Raw genomic sequence first — 15,446 nt, 5'->3', positions numbered from 1 at the left:
AGAGGAAATTCTGTGCCACTTGCGGCGTCGGTGTGTTCCATGATCCAGCTCCCTGACTACAACTGGGGTTACTCTATGGCATTTTTATGACAGCAAGATGAATGCAGCCGCGAACCGGCTGCAAAAAGAGTTCAGATATCAGTTTCTATATCGACAACAATATCAGTAGCGATAGCTTCCAGTGCTTTTACGACTTCATCTCGGCTAACGGTTGAGGGTAATTCAACAGTAGCGACCGCATTAAATAAAGGGACACCCCAGTTAGGTGCGCTTTGTTTACTGCTTTCAAAGTGTACTATGTTGGTGCCTTTATGTTTAATCACCGAAGAAAGCTCACGTACTATACCTGGCCTGTCATTACCGGTAATGACAAACTTCAGATGTTGCTGTTCATTCAGGCTGCTTGACATGCCGTGCTGAATGCGGATATCCAGCTCTGTAATTTGTTCTAACGCACTGGTCAGGGCTGGCAAGTCCTGCTCTGCTACTTCTATCTGCAGAATGCCGGCAAAATAGCCTGCCAAATGGCTTAAATTACTGGCCATCCAGTTACCATTATGTGTGCTGACAACGGTAGCCAGTTTCTCGACTAAACCAGCTTTATCTTTACCTATTATTGTAAGTACTAACTGCTTCATTCAATATTTTCCTGTCATACCTTAACAATCATTGTGATTGTTACATTCCCCAATAAGACATACAAAACTGCTGGCGCCAACAGAGTGTAGCCGCAGACGTTACATTTTTAAATGTATTGCCAACAATATATGTAAATTTAGTGATTTAGCGTTTGTCCGGTTTTTATACATTGATGAAGTGCAATCGCAGCAAGACAAGAAAAATTAACTTTTAACCGCTGCCACTTTACTGGCACAGCCGGTCGCTTTCTGCCTATACTGAGCGCATAAGCAGTCGCTGGCTGTCGAGGCTGGCAGAGTATTCACACTAATGGAGAGCGCAGTGGATAAGCTCAATTTAACCAAACATATTTCCAGCTCCTTCAATGAAGAAATTGATGAGGTTCGCAACCATGTTATGGCCATGGGCGGACTGATTGAGCAACAACTGAATAATGCATTGGCGGCGATAGCGACTGCAGATGCTGAGCTGGCGCAGAAGGTGATCGACACTGATTTAAAAGTAAACGACTGGGAGCTGCAGATAGACCGTGAATGCACCAGTATCATTGTTAAGCGCCAGCCTGCCGCCAGTGATTTACGCCTTATCATGGCGATTATGAAAACGATTGCTGATTTAGAGCGTATCGGCGATGAAACCCGCCGTATCGCCAGGGTTGCGCTGGAGTCGTTTAACAGTGAACAGCAGGATTTACTGGTCAATCTGGATAATCTTGGCCACCACGTTGGCCAGATGTTGCATGACGTACTTGACGCCTTCGCCCGTATGGATATTGAAACGGCTTTACTGGTGCATAAAGAAGATAAGAAAGTTGACCGCGAATACGAAGCCATTACCCGTCAGTTGATGACCTATATGATTGAAGATCCGCGCTCAATCCCCAAAATCATGAATGTACTATGGTCAGCCCGTTCATTGGAACGCATCGGTGATCGTTGTAAAAATCTGGCCGAATACATCATCTTTTTTGTTAAAGGTAAGGTCGTGCGCCACAGCAGCGCCGAGAAACTGGAGCAAGAAGCACGTAGCTGATTTTCCAGTATTTTTACTGTACATCCGATACGCCCTGACTAGACTTCAGTTCAGGGCGTTTTCATTCTGCATTCATTTTTCGTTTTTCTTGCGCTATGAATGCCGCTACAATGCGCGCCGACTACAGTCAAACCAACTAACGAGGCCAGGCTATGCCAGCTAGTACTTTTTTATCCGTGTTTGCCAAATCACCGATTAAGCCGATAGAGGAACATATCCGCAAGGTGCATCAGGCAAGCGAATTGTTGCTGCCGTTTTTCGATGCTGTATATCAGCAAAACTGGCAACTTGCTGCGGACGTACGCAAAAACATCGTGACGTTGGAAAAGGAAGCCGACAAATTAAAGCGCGAAATCCGCATTAACCTGCCGCGCGGCCTGTTTTTACCGGTAGACCGTACAGACATTCTGGAACTGGTCTCACAACAGGACAAAATTGCCAACAAAACCAAAGACATTACCGGCCGGGTGCTAGGCCGTGAACTGTTAATCCCTGTCAGCCTGCAAGAAGGCTTTAAAGCTTACGTTCAACGCTGTATTGATGCGACTAAACTGGCCAGTGAGGTGATTAACGAACTGGACGAGTTACTGGAGACTGGCTTTCGTGGCCGTGAAGTTGATCTGGTGATCAAGATGGTTGAACAGCTGGATATGATCGAAGGTGATACCGACGATATGCAGATTAAACTGCGTAAAGCTCTGCGTCTGGCTGAGCAGGAACTAAACCCTATCGATGTGATGTTCCTATATCGCACTCTGGAGTGGGTTGGTGATTTAGCCGACGTGGCGCTGAAGGTTGGTTCGCGTCTTGAGATTATGTTAGCTCGTTAATTTTAAAAGGTTTTCCTGATGGATATTATACAGTCATATGGTCTGATCCTGGTGATTATCGCGGCCGTGTTTGGCTTTTTCATGGCCTACGGTGTCGGGGCAAACGATGTTGCCAACGCGATGGGTACCTCAGTCGGCTCTAAAGCACTGACGATTAAACAGGCAATTTTCATTGCTGCTATTTTTGAGTTTGCCGGTGCTTATCTGGCAGGCGGTTCAGTAACATCGACTATCCGTGGTGGTATTACGGATGCCTCATTTTTCGTTGATACCCCCGAGCTGATGGCGTACGGCATGATCGCGGCGTTACTGGCTGCGGCAAGCTGGCTTATCGTGGCGTCGTATTTTGGCTGGCCGGTATCGACCACACACTCTATTGTCGGCGCTATTATCGGTTTTGCTGCCGTAGGCGTAGGTGTCGACGCGGTACACTGGGATAAAGTCGGCGGTATCGTCGGCAGCTGGGTAGTGACGCCAATGCTGGCCGGTGTGCTGGCGTATATGTTCTTTATGAGTGCTCAGCGGCTGATTTTTGATACCGATAATCCACTGGCCAACGCGAAAAAATATGTGCCTTTCTATATGGCGTTTGCCGCCTTTATTATGACGCTGGTTACAGTGCAAAAAGGCCTTAAACATATCGGTTTGCATATCAGTACAGCTGAAGGCTATTACATTTCTCTGGCCTTGGCTGCTGTGGTGGGTGTTATTGGTAAAGTGGTGATCAGTAAACTGAAGTTTGACCCGGCCGCTGATAAGAAGATGCAGTTTAACAATGTTGAGCGTATTTTCGGTGTGCTGATGATCACTACTGCCTGTTGTATGGCATTTGCGCATGGTTCGAACGACGTTGCTAATGCTATAGGCCCGTTGGCGGCAGTGGTGAGTGTGGTCAGCTCTGGCGGTGAAGTAGCAGGTAAAGCACAATTAGCCTGGTGGATTTTACCGCTTGGTGCTATTGGCATTGTTATTGGTTTGGCAACGCTGGGCGCGCGCGTAATTAAGACAGTCGGTACTGCCATTACGCATTTAACGCCTAGCCGTGGTTTTGCTGCTGAGTTGTCGGCCGCTTCTACTGTTGTTATTGCTTCAGGTACCGGTTTACCAATTTCAACCACGCAAACCTTAGTGGGTGCTGTGTTAGGTGTCGGGTTAGCCCGTGGTATAGCTGCACTTAACTTGGGCGTAGTGCGTAACATCTTCATCTCGTGGGTGATTACATTACCTGTGGGAGCAGGTCTGGCGATTGTGTTTTTCTTTATTCTGAAAAGCATATTCAGTATCTGAATAACTGCCTGAAACTTATGAAAAAGCCCTCACTCTGAGGGCTTTTTTGTATGTTTAAATGTTAAGGCTGGTATTCACTAACCAGGGTTAAACCGGTTACGGCCCTGTAAGCATATACCGATATATGCCACACACCGGCCTGCGGTGCGTTGATAACACAGGTTTCGCTATTACCATTTTTATTCGGCCTACAGTCGTAACTGCCGCTGGTTGGCTGGCTGCCATATTTAACGTATAAGTCAGCATCGCCCCGGCCACCACTGATCTCTACTGACAGTTGCGCCATGCCTTCTGGTACTTCCAGCGTATAGTGCTGCCAGCTACGACGGCTAACATCGATGTCTGTAATAGTTTCGCCACCGCCATCGGGTAAATCTGCGCCGGTGAAGCTACCGGTCAGGCTGACCCCGGCAAAGTCGCTGTAACCAATTAACTTGACGTAATAGATACCCGCTTGCGCCGGGTCGACTGCACAGCTCTCGTTATTGCCAAATTCGTATGGCCGGCAGTCCCAGTCTGATGCAGTTGGCTCACTGCCAAACTTAACATACATATCGGCATCACCTGTGCCACCTGCCATGACAAAAGATAAATCAGTCGCTCCTTGTGGCACCGCCAGGCTATATAACAGTTCTTCACCGGCACCGGCTGAAATATCAGATACGGTTTCCCCATTAACCAGCTCTGTGGTTACCGGCGGTGGTGGTGGCTCTATATCATCGCCTTCACAGCCAAATTCGGCCAGATAATCCACCGCAGCTTTCGCCTGCACCAGGCCGTAGCCGTATGACGTATCGCGGCCGGCATTGCCTAAATCTTCCGCTGTAACACCAAGCGCACTGCGGATCTGCGCATTGGTGCAGTCAGGGTAGTGGCTCCATACCAGTGCAGCAACACCTGCTACATGTGGTGATGCCATCGAGGTGCCGTCCATCAGGCCATAGTTAGACGGTTCTGCCACGATATTGGCCTCGTTGCCGAGTTCCCCAAGCAATAGCTGGCCATCTTCCTGTGACACACTTAACGCTATTATGCTGGTGGTTGGGTTATCGCCCAGCGTGCCGCTGAAATTGCCCGGCTCGTTGTTGTAAATTACAGCGCCGATGCCGCCGCCCGCCTGACAAGATTCCACTTTCTGTGAAAACGGTACTTCACCGCGCTCAAGCAGGCATATTTTGTCAGTAACGTCAGTACAGGTAGTTGTGCCCAGGCCACAACTGGCAAGCTCGGCAGTGAAGTTAGCCATGGCTGAACCTTCCAGCGGATTAGTGCTATAGGTATTAGTGCCAATCGTTAACCCCGTGTCCAGGCCGGTCCCTGTCGGGTAGGCGCTCAACACTGCTACGCCCGGGCCTGCCAGTTCTACCTGGCTGTTACGCTGTGAAAAGTCAGCATGGGTTTTACTGTCATCTACAGCTGCTACCGACACTACCGAATCATAAGATGCCGGATAAGACAGGGCGGTATTGCCATCATTACCTGCTGCAGCGATCAGCAATACGTTGGCATCATACGCCGCCTGCATGGCGTTACTCTCGGTGGTATTGGACCCGGCGCCGCCAAGGCTCATATTAATGACCGAAGCACCGTTCTCTACGCAGGTGTCCACTGCATGTGCCAGCGTGGATGAATAGCCCCAACCGTCGTCGTTGAATACCTTAATTATGTGCAGTTTCAGACCGCCACTTGGCAGCACACCCACCACACCGACGTCATTATTTAGTGCTGCGATCGTGCCGGCGACATGGGTGCCATGGGCTCCGCCGGCGTCAAACCAGTTGCCGGTACCAATATCATTGCTGCCAGTGATATTCGCATCGTTAAAGTCTTCATGTGGTAAGCCAAGGCCAGAGTCGATAACACAAACAGTCTGATTTGATGCAAACTGGTCACTAACCAGGTCGGCCTGTACCAGCGCATAACCATAAGGCTGCTGTTGCATCATAGGGTAACGCGGTAAGTCGGCCTCTACATACTCGACAGCCGGATCAGCTTTGACCTGCTGCAGGGCTTTGGCATCAAGCTGGGCCGCGATAGCATTACGGGCCGCTAATACATGGTGTATCCGCGCGCCTTGTTGTTGCAGTAACGCACTGCTGGTTTGTAGCTGCTGTAAAATCAGGTTTTGTTTAGTTTTGCCATCAGCGCGCTGCGTTGACTGCTCTGGCGCTGATTTATATTTAATAATGTAGCGGCCTGCTGCCGCTTGCTCTGCCGCCTGTTTGATACTATCCGGTGCTGCAGCTGTCGCGTTGCTGATACTGGCTGCCAGTAAGCTGACCCCTGCCAGCAAAATATGAGGTGTTCTGGACATGTTCACCCTCCAGGTGATTGTTATCATTGTACTTTGCGTTACCCGGTACAACGCGGACAGCGTAACTCGCAAACGGGAGGCGATGGATTGTCGGGCTGCATCCATTTTATTAATACAGCCTGCTAAATACGCTATAGCAAATTAAAATATATAACAAACAAATATTTTACAAATGTTTGATATTGTAAGCTGCTGCATATGATAAATGACGTATGCTGTGTGGCGCTGGCGTAAAAGCTTGCATAGCAGGGGTATCAGGCGTACAGTTTAAGCATTTATATGAACAATAAATGCAATTTTTAATCGGAAATTACAATGAAGCGCTTGCCAAGTATTAAACAGTTGCAATATTTGCTGGCACTGCACGAGCACCAGCATTTTGGCCGGGCAGCAGAAGCCTGTTATATCGGCCAGTCCACACTCAGTGCTGCTATCGCTAATCTGGAAGAAACCATGAACACGCAGTTGCTGGAGCGTGATCATAAAACCTTTATTTTTACCCCGTTGGGTGAGGATGTGGTGCGCCAGGCGCGTTACATTATTGAACAATGTGAAGAGCTGACTGATTTTGCCAAATGCCAGGGTAAACCCATGGCCGGGCCGTTTCGGTTAGGCTGTATCCCGACGATAGCGCCTTTTGTGCTGTCAGAAGTTATGGCACTGTGCCGTGAGCGTTATCCGGAGCTGCAGTTATTGCTGCGTGAAGATACCTCGGACAATTCATTGCATGCACTGGCTGAAGGCCGGCTGGATATGGTGTTGCTGGCGTTGCCTTATGAAACCGGTGCTTTTCACACTGAAGTGCTGGCACAGGATGGTTTTAAACTGGTGCTGCATAAAGACTGGCTGGACAGAGGCTTTAATCAGGACATCAGTCAATGGCCGGATGAAAGTATCTTTTTACTTGAGCGCGAGCATTGTTTAACCAATCACGCAGTAAAAGCCTGTGAGCTGGAAGACAGCCGCAAAGTGAACCCGTTTTTTGCCACCAGCCTGCATACCTTAACGCAGATGGTAAACAACAAACTTGGCGTTACCTTTATGCCGAAGATGGCGATTAACAGTGGCCTGCTCGATGGCACTGAACTGATTACCCAGTCGCCGGGTACAGCCGCTGCATATCGTGATATCGGTGTGGCCTGGCGGCCTACCTCAACCAAAGCGCACAGCTATCGTTTAATGGCAGATTTGATTGCCCAGGTGCTGGCACAAAAGTGCAAATAACAACTGCGTTCTGCTAAAATGCCGGCTGTTTTTATACAGCCGTGCCCTCTGGTCGGTAAAGCCAAGGAACCCCTATGTCTGCAAAAAGTATGCAAGTCAAAGACTTTTCATTTGAGCTGCCTGAGCAGCTTATTGCCCGTTTTCCTAAAACTGAACGCTCATCCAGCCGCCTGCTGGCGATGGATAAAAACAGCGGCGAATTAAGCCACCATATTTTCAAAGACTTAGCCGACTTCCTGCAAAACGGTGATCTGCTGGTCTTTAACAATACCAAAGTGATACCGGCACGGCTATTCGGCCAGAAAGCCTCTGGCGGTAAAGTCGAAGTACTGGTTGAACGGATGTTGGATAACAAACGCTTTTTAGCGCATGTGCGGGCCAGCAAAGCGCCCAAACCGGGTACCGAGTTATTACTGGAAGGTTCAGCCAGGGTCACGATGAATCAGCGCCATGACGAACTGTTTGAGCTGGAAGTGACAAGCGAAGAGCCCGTGCTGGACATGCTGGAACGCTTAGGCCATATGCCTTTGCCGCCTTACATCGACCGGCCGGACACCGAAGAAGACAAAGCCCGTTATCAGACCGTGTATAACGAAAAGCCAGGCGCAGTAGCAGCACCTACTGCGGGGCTGCATTTTGATCAGCCACTGCTGGATAAACTCAACGCCAAAGGGGTTGAGTTTGCTTATGTTACGCTGCATGTCGGTGCCGGCACCTTTCAGCCGGTACGGGTTGATAATGTGCTGGAGCACAAAATGCACGCCGAGTATATCGAGGTGTCAGAGCAGGTGGTAGATGCAATCGCGGCCTGCAAAGCCCGTGGCGGACGGGTTGTCGCTGTAGGAACTACCTCAGTGCGTTCGCTGGAGTCGGCCGCACAGCAGGGTGGTGGTAAATTGATCGCTTACAACGGCGATACGCAAATTTTTATCTACCCGGGCTATCAGTTTAAGGTGATTGATGCGTTGATCACTAACTTTCATTTACCCGAATCAACACTGATTATGCTGGTATCGGCGTTTAGCAGTCGCGAACATGTAATGAACGCCTACGAAACAGCTATTGCCGAGCAATACCGTTTTTACTCTTATGGCGATGCGATGTTTATCCGTTAGGGGGTAATCGAGGTGTAGGGCCTACGGCAGGGAAATTCTTATTTCGCCGCCTTCGACAGCACATCCCTGTGCTGTCTCAGCCTCCGCGGCATCCCTGCCGCTGCTGCATAAGAACACCCTGCCATAGCCTTATACTTAACAGTATCGTCCTGAAGGCTGCGCTATTGCTTAGTTTATCGGGATTTAGCTGCTATAATCGCGGCGCAAAAAAGCCGGACTGTTTCTCTGGCGTATGAGGATAACAATGAAATTTGAATTAGATACTACAGATGGCAAGGCCCGCCGTGGCCGGCTGATCTTTGAGCGTGGCGTGGTGGAAACGCCTGCTTTTATGCCGGTAGGCACTTATGGCACCGTTAAAGGCATGACGCCGGAAGAGTTGGAAGCAACCGGTGCGCAGATTTGTTTGGGTAATACCTTCCACTTAATGCTGCGCCCGGGCACTGAGATTGTTAAAAAACACGGCGATCTGCACGATTTTATGCACTGGCATAAACCTATCCTGACCGACTCTGGTGGCTTCCAGGTATTTAGCCTCGGTGAGCTGCGTAAAATTACCGAAGAGGGCGTCAAATTCCGTTCACCATTAAATGGCGAGCGCATTATGTTGACGCCAGAGCGTTCGATGGAAGTGCAACGTGATCTGGGCTCGGACATCGTGATGATTTTCGATGAATGTACGCCGTACCCGGCAACTGAGCAGCAGGCTAAAAAGTCGATGGAAATGTCACTGCGCTGGGCCAAACGCAGTAAAGATGCGCATGGCGATAATCCGGCGGCACTGTTTGGTATTATTCAGGGTGGTATGTACCCGAACCTGCGCGATGTGTCGTTAAACGGGCTGGAAGACATCGGCTTTGATGGTTATGCCATTGGTGGTTTATCAGTAGGCGAGCCAAAAGAAGATATGATTCGCATCCTTAACCACACTACCGACAAAATGCCGGCGAATAAGCCGCGCTATTTAATGGGGGTGGGAAAGCCGGAAGATATTGTTGAAGCGGTGCGCCGTGGCATAGATATGTTTGACTGCGTAATGCCAACCCGTAATGCCCGCAATGGTCATTTGTTTGTCAGCACTGGTGTGGTAAAAATCCGCAATGCCAAATACAAAGACGATATTGGCCCGCTGGACGCAGAATGCGACTGTTACACTTGTAAAAATTATTCCCGCGCATATCTACACCATCTGGATCGCTGCAACGAGATCCAGGGCGCCAGGTTAAATACCGTGCATAACCTGCATCATTATCAGAAACTGATGCAAGGATTGCGCAGCGCGATAGCCGCTGGTACTTTGGATGAGTTTGTCGCACAGTTTTACACCAAGCGTGGCCTGCCGGTGCCGGCATTGGACGCGGTTGATACTAAGAAAGAACACAATTAATCACAATTAAGGGGACACTTATGAGTTTATTTATCAGCAATGCTTATGCACAAGCTGCACCAGCAGGCCAGCCACAAGGTGGCGGCTGGGACCTTATCATCATGCTGGTGGCGTTTGGTCTGATCTTTTACTTCCTGATTTATCGTCCACAGGCTAAACGTGTTAAAGATCACCGTAACCTGATGTCTGCGCTGGCAAAAGGCGACGAAGTGTTAACGCAGGGTGGGTTGGTTGGCCGCATCAGTAAAATTGCAGATGACAAAGACTATGTTGTCATTGCTCTGAACGACAGCACTGAAGTGACAGTGCAAAAAGCAGCTATCAGCGCGGTTCTGCCAAAAGGCACGCTGAAGTCACTGTAAGCCACACTGAAGGATAAACAGGTGTTAAATCAAAACCCCGTTTGGCGCTACCTGGTGGTTGTCGGCATGCTGTTGCTGGCACTGGTGTATGCGCTGCCAAACTTATACCCGGAAGATCCGGCGCTGAATATCAGCGCCACCCGCGGTGGTACTGTATCGGAAGACATTCGTGCTCAGATTGAGCAGGGCTTTGCTGATGCCGGTATTGCGACTAAAGCGGTAGAGCTGGACAACGGCCAGGTACTGGCCCGTTTTAACAGCACTGAAGATCAGCTGCAGGCCCGTGAAGTGGCCAGCCAGTTACTGGGCAGTAACTTTATTACCGCGCTTAACCTGGCGCCCGCTACACCCGACTGGTTAACCAGCATCGGTGCTTCGCCGATGAAACTGGGCCTGGATTTACGTGGTGGTGTGCATTTTCTGATGGCTGTCGACATGAAAGCGGCATTGGATAAAAATCTGAACGACATGGTGCAGACATTCCGCACTGATCTGCGTGAAGAGAAAATCCGTTACCGTACTGTACAGGCCGACTTAGCCAACGGTCAGGTGCAGCTGAGCCTGCGCAGTGTGGAAGATGTTGCCGCCGCCGAAGCCGCGCTGAAAAAACGTGACCGCGAACTGGTGTTTACGCCAGGCGCTGACGAGCTGACAGTGCTGGTTAGCATCAGCGAAATCCGCTTAAAAGAAATCCGCGAATATGCATTAGAGCAAAACATCACCATTATCCGTAACCGGGTAAATGAAATTGGTGTTGCCGAGCCACTGGTACAACGTCAGGGGGCTGATCGCATCGTGGTACAACTGCCAGGCGTACAGGATACAGCTCAGGCCAAAGAAATCCTGGGTGCTACGGCATCGCTGGAATTCCGTCTGGTAGATGAAGAAGGTGACCTGGCTGCCGCGCTGGAAGGCCGCGTACCACCTAATGCAGAGTTGTATTACACCCGCGATGGCCGTCCGCTGTTGCTGGAAAAACGCATCATGTTAACCGGTGAGCATATTACTGGCGCTAGCTCAGCGTATGACGAATACAGCCGGCCTCAGGTTAGCATTAAACTCGATGCTAAAGGCGGCAATATGCTGTCAGCGGCAACGCGTGACAGCATCGGCCGGCGCATGGCGTCAGTGTTTATCGAATATAAACCCGGTACTGAAATTGGTGCCGACGGTAACCCGGTGCTGGTTAAACAGCAGGAAGTGATTAACGACGCCACTATTCAGGCGCGTCTGGGCCGCGATTTCCGCATTACCGGTATCAGCTCTCCGGGCGAAGCACAGAATCTGGCAACCTTATTACGTGCCGGTGCTTTGATTGCGCCCATTCAGATTATTGAAGAGCGCACCATAGGCCCAAGCCTGGGTAAAGAGAACATTGAACTGGGTGTTACTGCGATTCAGTGGGGTATGGTAGCAGTACTGATCTTTATGGTTATTTACTATAAAGCCTTCGGTCTGGTAGCCAATCTGGCGCTGGTAGCTAACCTGGTGCTGATTGTTGGTGTGATGTCGATGATCCCGGGCGCAACACTGACTTTACCGGGTATGGCCGGTATTGTATTAACCGTTGGTATGGCAGTTGATGCTAACGTACTGATATTTGAACGGATCCGGGAAGAACTTGCCGAAGGCCGTTCTGTACAGCAAGCGATTCATCACGGTTACGATCGTGCGTTTGCCACCATTGCCGACTCTAACATCACCACTTTGCTGGTGGCGTTAATCCTGTTCGGTATCGGTACAGGCCCGGTTAAAGGCTTCGCGGTAACACTGGCAATAGGTATTCTGACCTCTATTTTCACTGCCGTGGTAGGTACGCGCTTGTTAGTCAATTTATTCTGGGGTGGCCGCCGCGTGCAGTCACTGCCGATATAAGGAGTACGGCATGCAAGTATTTAACTTTAAGCAGCCACTGAACTTTATGCGGTTAAAGTGGTCGGCAATCGTGTTATCAACGCTGCTGATTTTGGGCTCTTTTGCATCCTTTTTTACCAAAGGTATTAACTGGGGCCTGGATTTCACCGGCGGTACTGTTATCGAAGTTGGCTTTGCCCAGCCGGCAGATTTACCGGCCGTGCGGCAAACGCTGGCTGCAGCCGGTTATGGTGATGCAGTCGTTCAGCTGTTTGGTACCAGCCGTGATGTGCTTATCCGCATACCATTGAGAACCGATTTAGATCAGTCTACCTTGGGTGACAGTGTCATTAAGGCGCTGAATGCCGCACAAACAGAAGCGGTGACCATGCGCCGTATCGAGTTTGTTGGCCCAAGCGTTGGTGAAGAGCTAAAAGAAGACGGTGGCCTGGCGATGCTGGTGGCACTTATCGGTATTCTGCTGTATGTCACCATGCGGTTTGAATGGCGCTTATCCGTTGGTGCGGTAGCCTCGTTAGCGCACGACGTAGTGTTAACCATGGGTTTGTTCTCTGTGTTGCAGTTAGAGTTCGATTTGACTGTACTGGCGGCAATACTGGCGTTGATAGGTTACTCTATCAACGATACTATCGTGGTATTTGACCGTATTCGTGAAAGCTTCCGTAAGCTGCGCGATACCAGTGTCGATGACACCATCAACGACGCCATTACCTCTACTTTAAACCGTACTGTTATTACTTCATTAACAACGGTATTGGTATTGGTGGTGCTGTTTTATATGGGCGGCGCGCTGATCCACGGTTTTGCCACAGCACTGCTGTTTGGTATTGCGATAGGTACTTACTCTTCTATCTATGTGGCAAGTGCGATTGCAGAAATCCTCGGTATCAGCCGTGAAGATATGCTGCCACCGCCTCCGGTAGAGAAAGAAGGTGAAAATACCGACGCTTTACTGTAACCGCAGCGGTAAAGATGCTAAAAATGCCAGTCACTGACTGGCATTTTTTTATGCGCAGCGACATAACAACAGGTGGTGACAGATGAGTAAACAACATGCCCCCGGTTTTCTGGCTCTGGTAGAACAGGCCAAAGCCCAGATTAAAGAAATCAGCATAGCTGAGCTTTTAGAGCACAATCAGCCTTATGTGCTGTTGGATATCCGCGAAGATCACGAATGGAATAAAGGCCATCTGCCCGAGGCGATGCACTTAGGCAAAGGTATTATTGAGCGCGATATTGAACAGACGGTAGCCGATAAAAAGCAGAAAATTGTCCTGTACTGCGGTGGTGGATATCGTTCAGCCCTGTCGGCGCAGACACTGCAGCAAATGGGCTACCAGAATGTTTACAGCCTGGCGGGTGGTTATCGGGAGTGGTGCGAGCGCAACTTGCCACTGGATGTCCCGGCGGCAAAATGACGGAGAAATTTATGCGAAACTTGCTACAACTGGGCTGCATCTTGGCGCTATTCGGGGCTGCTGCAGTTAATGCCGACAGCTCGGTCTGGCGCATCAGCAAAGGCGCACAACAGTTATACATTGCCGGTACCGTGCATTTGCTACCACCGGAGCAGTTTCCGCTACCGGACGAGTTTGCCAAAGCCTACCGGCAGGCCGACGCGCTGGTATTTGAAACCGATGTCAGACAACTGGAAACGCCACAGGGCATGCAGTTGCTGATGCAGCATGCAATGTACAATGATGGCAGAAAACTGAATCAGGTATTGTCTGCGGCAACTTATCAGCAGTTACAGCAGTTTGCTACGGCACAGGGCGTCGATCTTACAGCACTTAACGGCTTTAAACCCGACTTTGTGTTGTTAACGCTGATGCAGATTGCCTTGCAAAAAGCCGGTATGGCAGGCGAGGGGGTAGATATGTACTTCCTGAATAAAGCCGTAGCTGAGAGTAAGCCTCTGCATTTTCTGGAGACAGTTGAGCAGCAGCTCAGCATTTTACTGAATGTGTCGGCGGCGAATGAGGATGTGTTTGTGCAGCAGAACCTGGCGCAGTTATCTGAACTGGAAAAGCAGCTAAAACAAATCATCAGCGCCTGGCGTAGCGGCAATACCGACGAATTGGCTGAGCTGGCAATGGCTTTTACAGACACTGCGGAGGGCAAGCAGTTTTATCAGGCGTTGTTGGTGCAACGTAATCAGAACTGGATACCGCAGCTTAAGCAGATGCTGGCAACGAAAGAGGTGGAGCTGGTACTGGTAGGGGCGTTGCATCTGGCCGGTGACAGCAATGTGCTGGAGTTACTGCAACAGCAGGGCTATCAGGTGACTAAGTTATAGCTATAGTTCGGTGGCTAGAACCTGTTTACTCACGCTAACACGCCGTGAACCCATCCCTGGGGGCTCGTTTTATAAATTGCTTCCTGCAATTTACCCCGAGGGCCATCTTCGATGTTCAAATGTGTTCCTGACACATTTGTTCGCCCATCTAGGGCTCCAACGGTTAGCTTAGAATAAACAGGTTCTGCTGAAGTAGTCTGGAACCCCGATGCACAGCCACAGAGTGTCTGACGATTTGCAGCGCAAATCCAAGTTGCTGTGGCGAACACAGCGGGCGTTGCAGACTATGCTGTTTCACTGCACCACTTAACGAGACAGCGACTCTGTCAAGTGTGGGCGAATGCCTTTTAACATACCGGCCAATACTTTTGGTGCCGCTGCCACAACGTTACCACTGCGTAGGTGGTTGTTGCCGCCAACAAAGTCACACACCAGGCCGCCAGCTTCACGCACAATCAGTTCGCCTGCAGCAATATCCCACGGCTTTAAACCGATTTCGAAGAAACCGTCAAAACGTCCTGCAGCAACATAGGCTAAATCTAACGCAGCAGAACCGGTACGGCGAATATCAGCCGCTTCTGCTAACAAACCAGTCAGCATAGCGCTGTGTGCCGGAAGATGGGTTTTATTTTTAAACGGGAAACCGGTTGCCAGGATAGTGCCGCCCATATCAGGCAGGTTGTTTACGCGGATACGGGTGCCGTTTAACTGAGCTCCGCGGCCACGTGAAGCGGTAAATAACTCGCCGCGCAGCGGATCGAATACCACAGCCTGGTCCAGCTTACCCTGATGCTTTAATGCGATAGACACCGCAAAGTGCGGAATGCCTTTAATGAAGTTAGTTGTGCCGTCCAGCGGGTCAATGATCCATTGAAACTCGCTGTCGTTGTTGCCGTAATCGCCATGCTCTTCGCCGACAATACCGTGAGTCGGGAACGATTTTTTTAATACCTGAACGATCGCCTGTTCAGCTTCTTTATCAACGTTGGTGACAAAGTCGTTAGTGCCTTTCTGTTGTTTCTGAACCATATCAAGCTGGCCACAGGCACGAGCGATCACGTTACCCGCGCTACGGGCAGCGCGAA

At 50.0% G+C, this 15,446-nt stretch carries 14 protein-coding genes; 11 read left to right on the top strand and 3 right to left on the bottom strand.

Translation table 11 applies throughout. The features are described from left to right. Positions 1–131 precede the first annotated feature (131 nt). Positions 132–638 (bottom strand): glycine cleavage system protein R, encoded by a 507-nt coding sequence (locus VIN66_RS12240; RefSeq protein ID WP_331924238.1) that lies wholly within the window; start codon positions 636–638, stop codon positions 132–134. A gap of 322 nt (positions 639–960) precedes the next feature. On the opposite strand from VIN66_RS12240, the gene phoU reads away from it, so the two are divergent. The 3 genes from phoU to VIN66_RS12225 all read left to right on the top strand — a co-directional run bounded on the left by phoU (position 961) and on the right by VIN66_RS12225 (position 3,788). Continuing rightward, positions 961–1,671, top strand: a complete 711-nt coding sequence (gene phoU / locus VIN66_RS12235) for a phosphate signaling complex protein PhoU (RefSeq protein WP_134057751.1) — start codon at positions 961–963, stop codon at positions 1,669–1,671. Between the two features lie 152 nt (positions 1,672–1,823). Next, on the top strand, positions 1,824–2,501 hold the full coding sequence (locus VIN66_RS12230; RefSeq protein ID WP_134057749.1) for a TIGR00153 family protein: 678 nt from the start codon (positions 1,824–1,826) through the stop codon (positions 2,499–2,501). Positions 2,502–2,519: 18 nt separating this feature from the next. After that, the gene (locus VIN66_RS12225; protein ID WP_331924237.1) at positions 2,520–3,788 is read left to right on the top strand and encodes an inorganic phosphate transporter; all 1,269 of its coding nucleotides are present in this window, start codon (positions 2,520–2,522) and stop codon (positions 3,786–3,788) included. A 61-nt stretch (positions 3,789–3,849) separates the two neighbouring features. On the opposite strand, the gene VIN66_RS12220 is transcribed toward VIN66_RS12225, so the two are convergent. After that, complete coding sequence (locus tag VIN66_RS12220) at positions 3,850–6,102, bottom strand: S8 family serine peptidase (RefSeq protein WP_331924236.1); 2,253 nt, start codon at positions 6,100–6,102, stop codon at positions 3,850–3,852. A 315-nt stretch (positions 6,103–6,417) separates the two neighbouring features. Here VIN66_RS12220 and VIN66_RS12215 point away from each other — a divergent pair, with 315 nt between their 5' ends. From VIN66_RS12215 to VIN66_RS12180, 8 genes are all read left to right on the top strand, one after another. Continuing rightward, positions 6,418–7,326: a LysR substrate-binding domain-containing protein gene (locus tag VIN66_RS12215; RefSeq protein WP_331924235.1), complete on the top strand. Its 909-nt coding sequence runs from the start codon at positions 6,418–6,420 to the stop codon at positions 7,324–7,326. Between the two features lie 89 nt (positions 7,327–7,415). Further along, entirely contained in the window at positions 7,416–8,441 is a 1,026-nt protein-coding gene (gene queA / locus VIN66_RS12210; protein ID WP_331924239.1) for a tRNA preQ1(34) S-adenosylmethionine ribosyltransferase-isomerase QueA, read from the top strand. Positions 8,442–8,685: 244 nt separating this feature from the next. Continuing rightward, positions 8,686–9,828 (top strand): tRNA guanosine(34) transglycosylase Tgt, encoded by a 1,143-nt coding sequence (gene tgt, locus VIN66_RS12205; protein WP_331924234.1) that lies wholly within the window; start codon positions 8,686–8,688, stop codon positions 9,826–9,828. A gap of 20 nt (positions 9,829–9,848) precedes the next feature. After that, complete coding sequence (yajC, locus tag VIN66_RS12200; protein ID WP_134057739.1) at positions 9,849–10,190, top strand: preprotein translocase subunit YajC; 342 nt, start codon at positions 9,849–9,851, stop codon at positions 10,188–10,190. A 21-nt stretch (positions 10,191–10,211) separates the two neighbouring features. Next, complete coding sequence (gene secD / locus VIN66_RS12195) at positions 10,212–12,065, top strand: protein translocase subunit SecD (protein ID WP_331924233.1); 1,854 nt, start codon at positions 10,212–10,214, stop codon at positions 12,063–12,065. Positions 12,066–12,075: 10 nt separating this feature from the next. Further along, positions 12,076–13,023, top strand: coding sequence for a protein translocase subunit SecF (gene secF, locus VIN66_RS12190; RefSeq protein WP_331924232.1), 948 nt, complete (start codon positions 12,076–12,078; stop codon positions 13,021–13,023). Positions 13,024–13,105: 82 nt separating this feature from the next. Then, positions 13,106–13,483: a rhodanese-like domain-containing protein gene (locus VIN66_RS12185; RefSeq protein WP_331924231.1), complete on the top strand. Its 378-nt coding sequence runs from the start codon at positions 13,106–13,108 to the stop codon at positions 13,481–13,483. Between the two features lie 11 nt (positions 13,484–13,494). Continuing rightward, a complete protein-coding gene (locus VIN66_RS12180; protein WP_331924230.1) occupies positions 13,495–14,361 on the top strand; it encodes a TraB/GumN family protein in 867 nt (288 codons plus the stop codon). A gap of 306 nt (positions 14,362–14,667) precedes the next feature. On the opposite strand, the gene suhB is transcribed toward VIN66_RS12180, so the two are convergent. Beyond that, positions 14,668–15,446: inositol-1-monophosphatase (gene suhB / locus VIN66_RS12175; RefSeq protein ID WP_331924229.1), on the bottom strand; the 779-nt coding region annotated here is incomplete at its 5' end.

Origin of the sequence: Rheinheimera sp., assembly GCF_036568245.1 — a bacterium.
Taxonomy (GTDB): Bacteria; Pseudomonadota; Gammaproteobacteria; order Enterobacterales; family Alteromonadaceae; genus Alishewanella.
The sequence above is the reverse complement of the archived record's forward strand: the minus strand, read 5'-3'. Positions and strand labels throughout refer to the sequence as shown.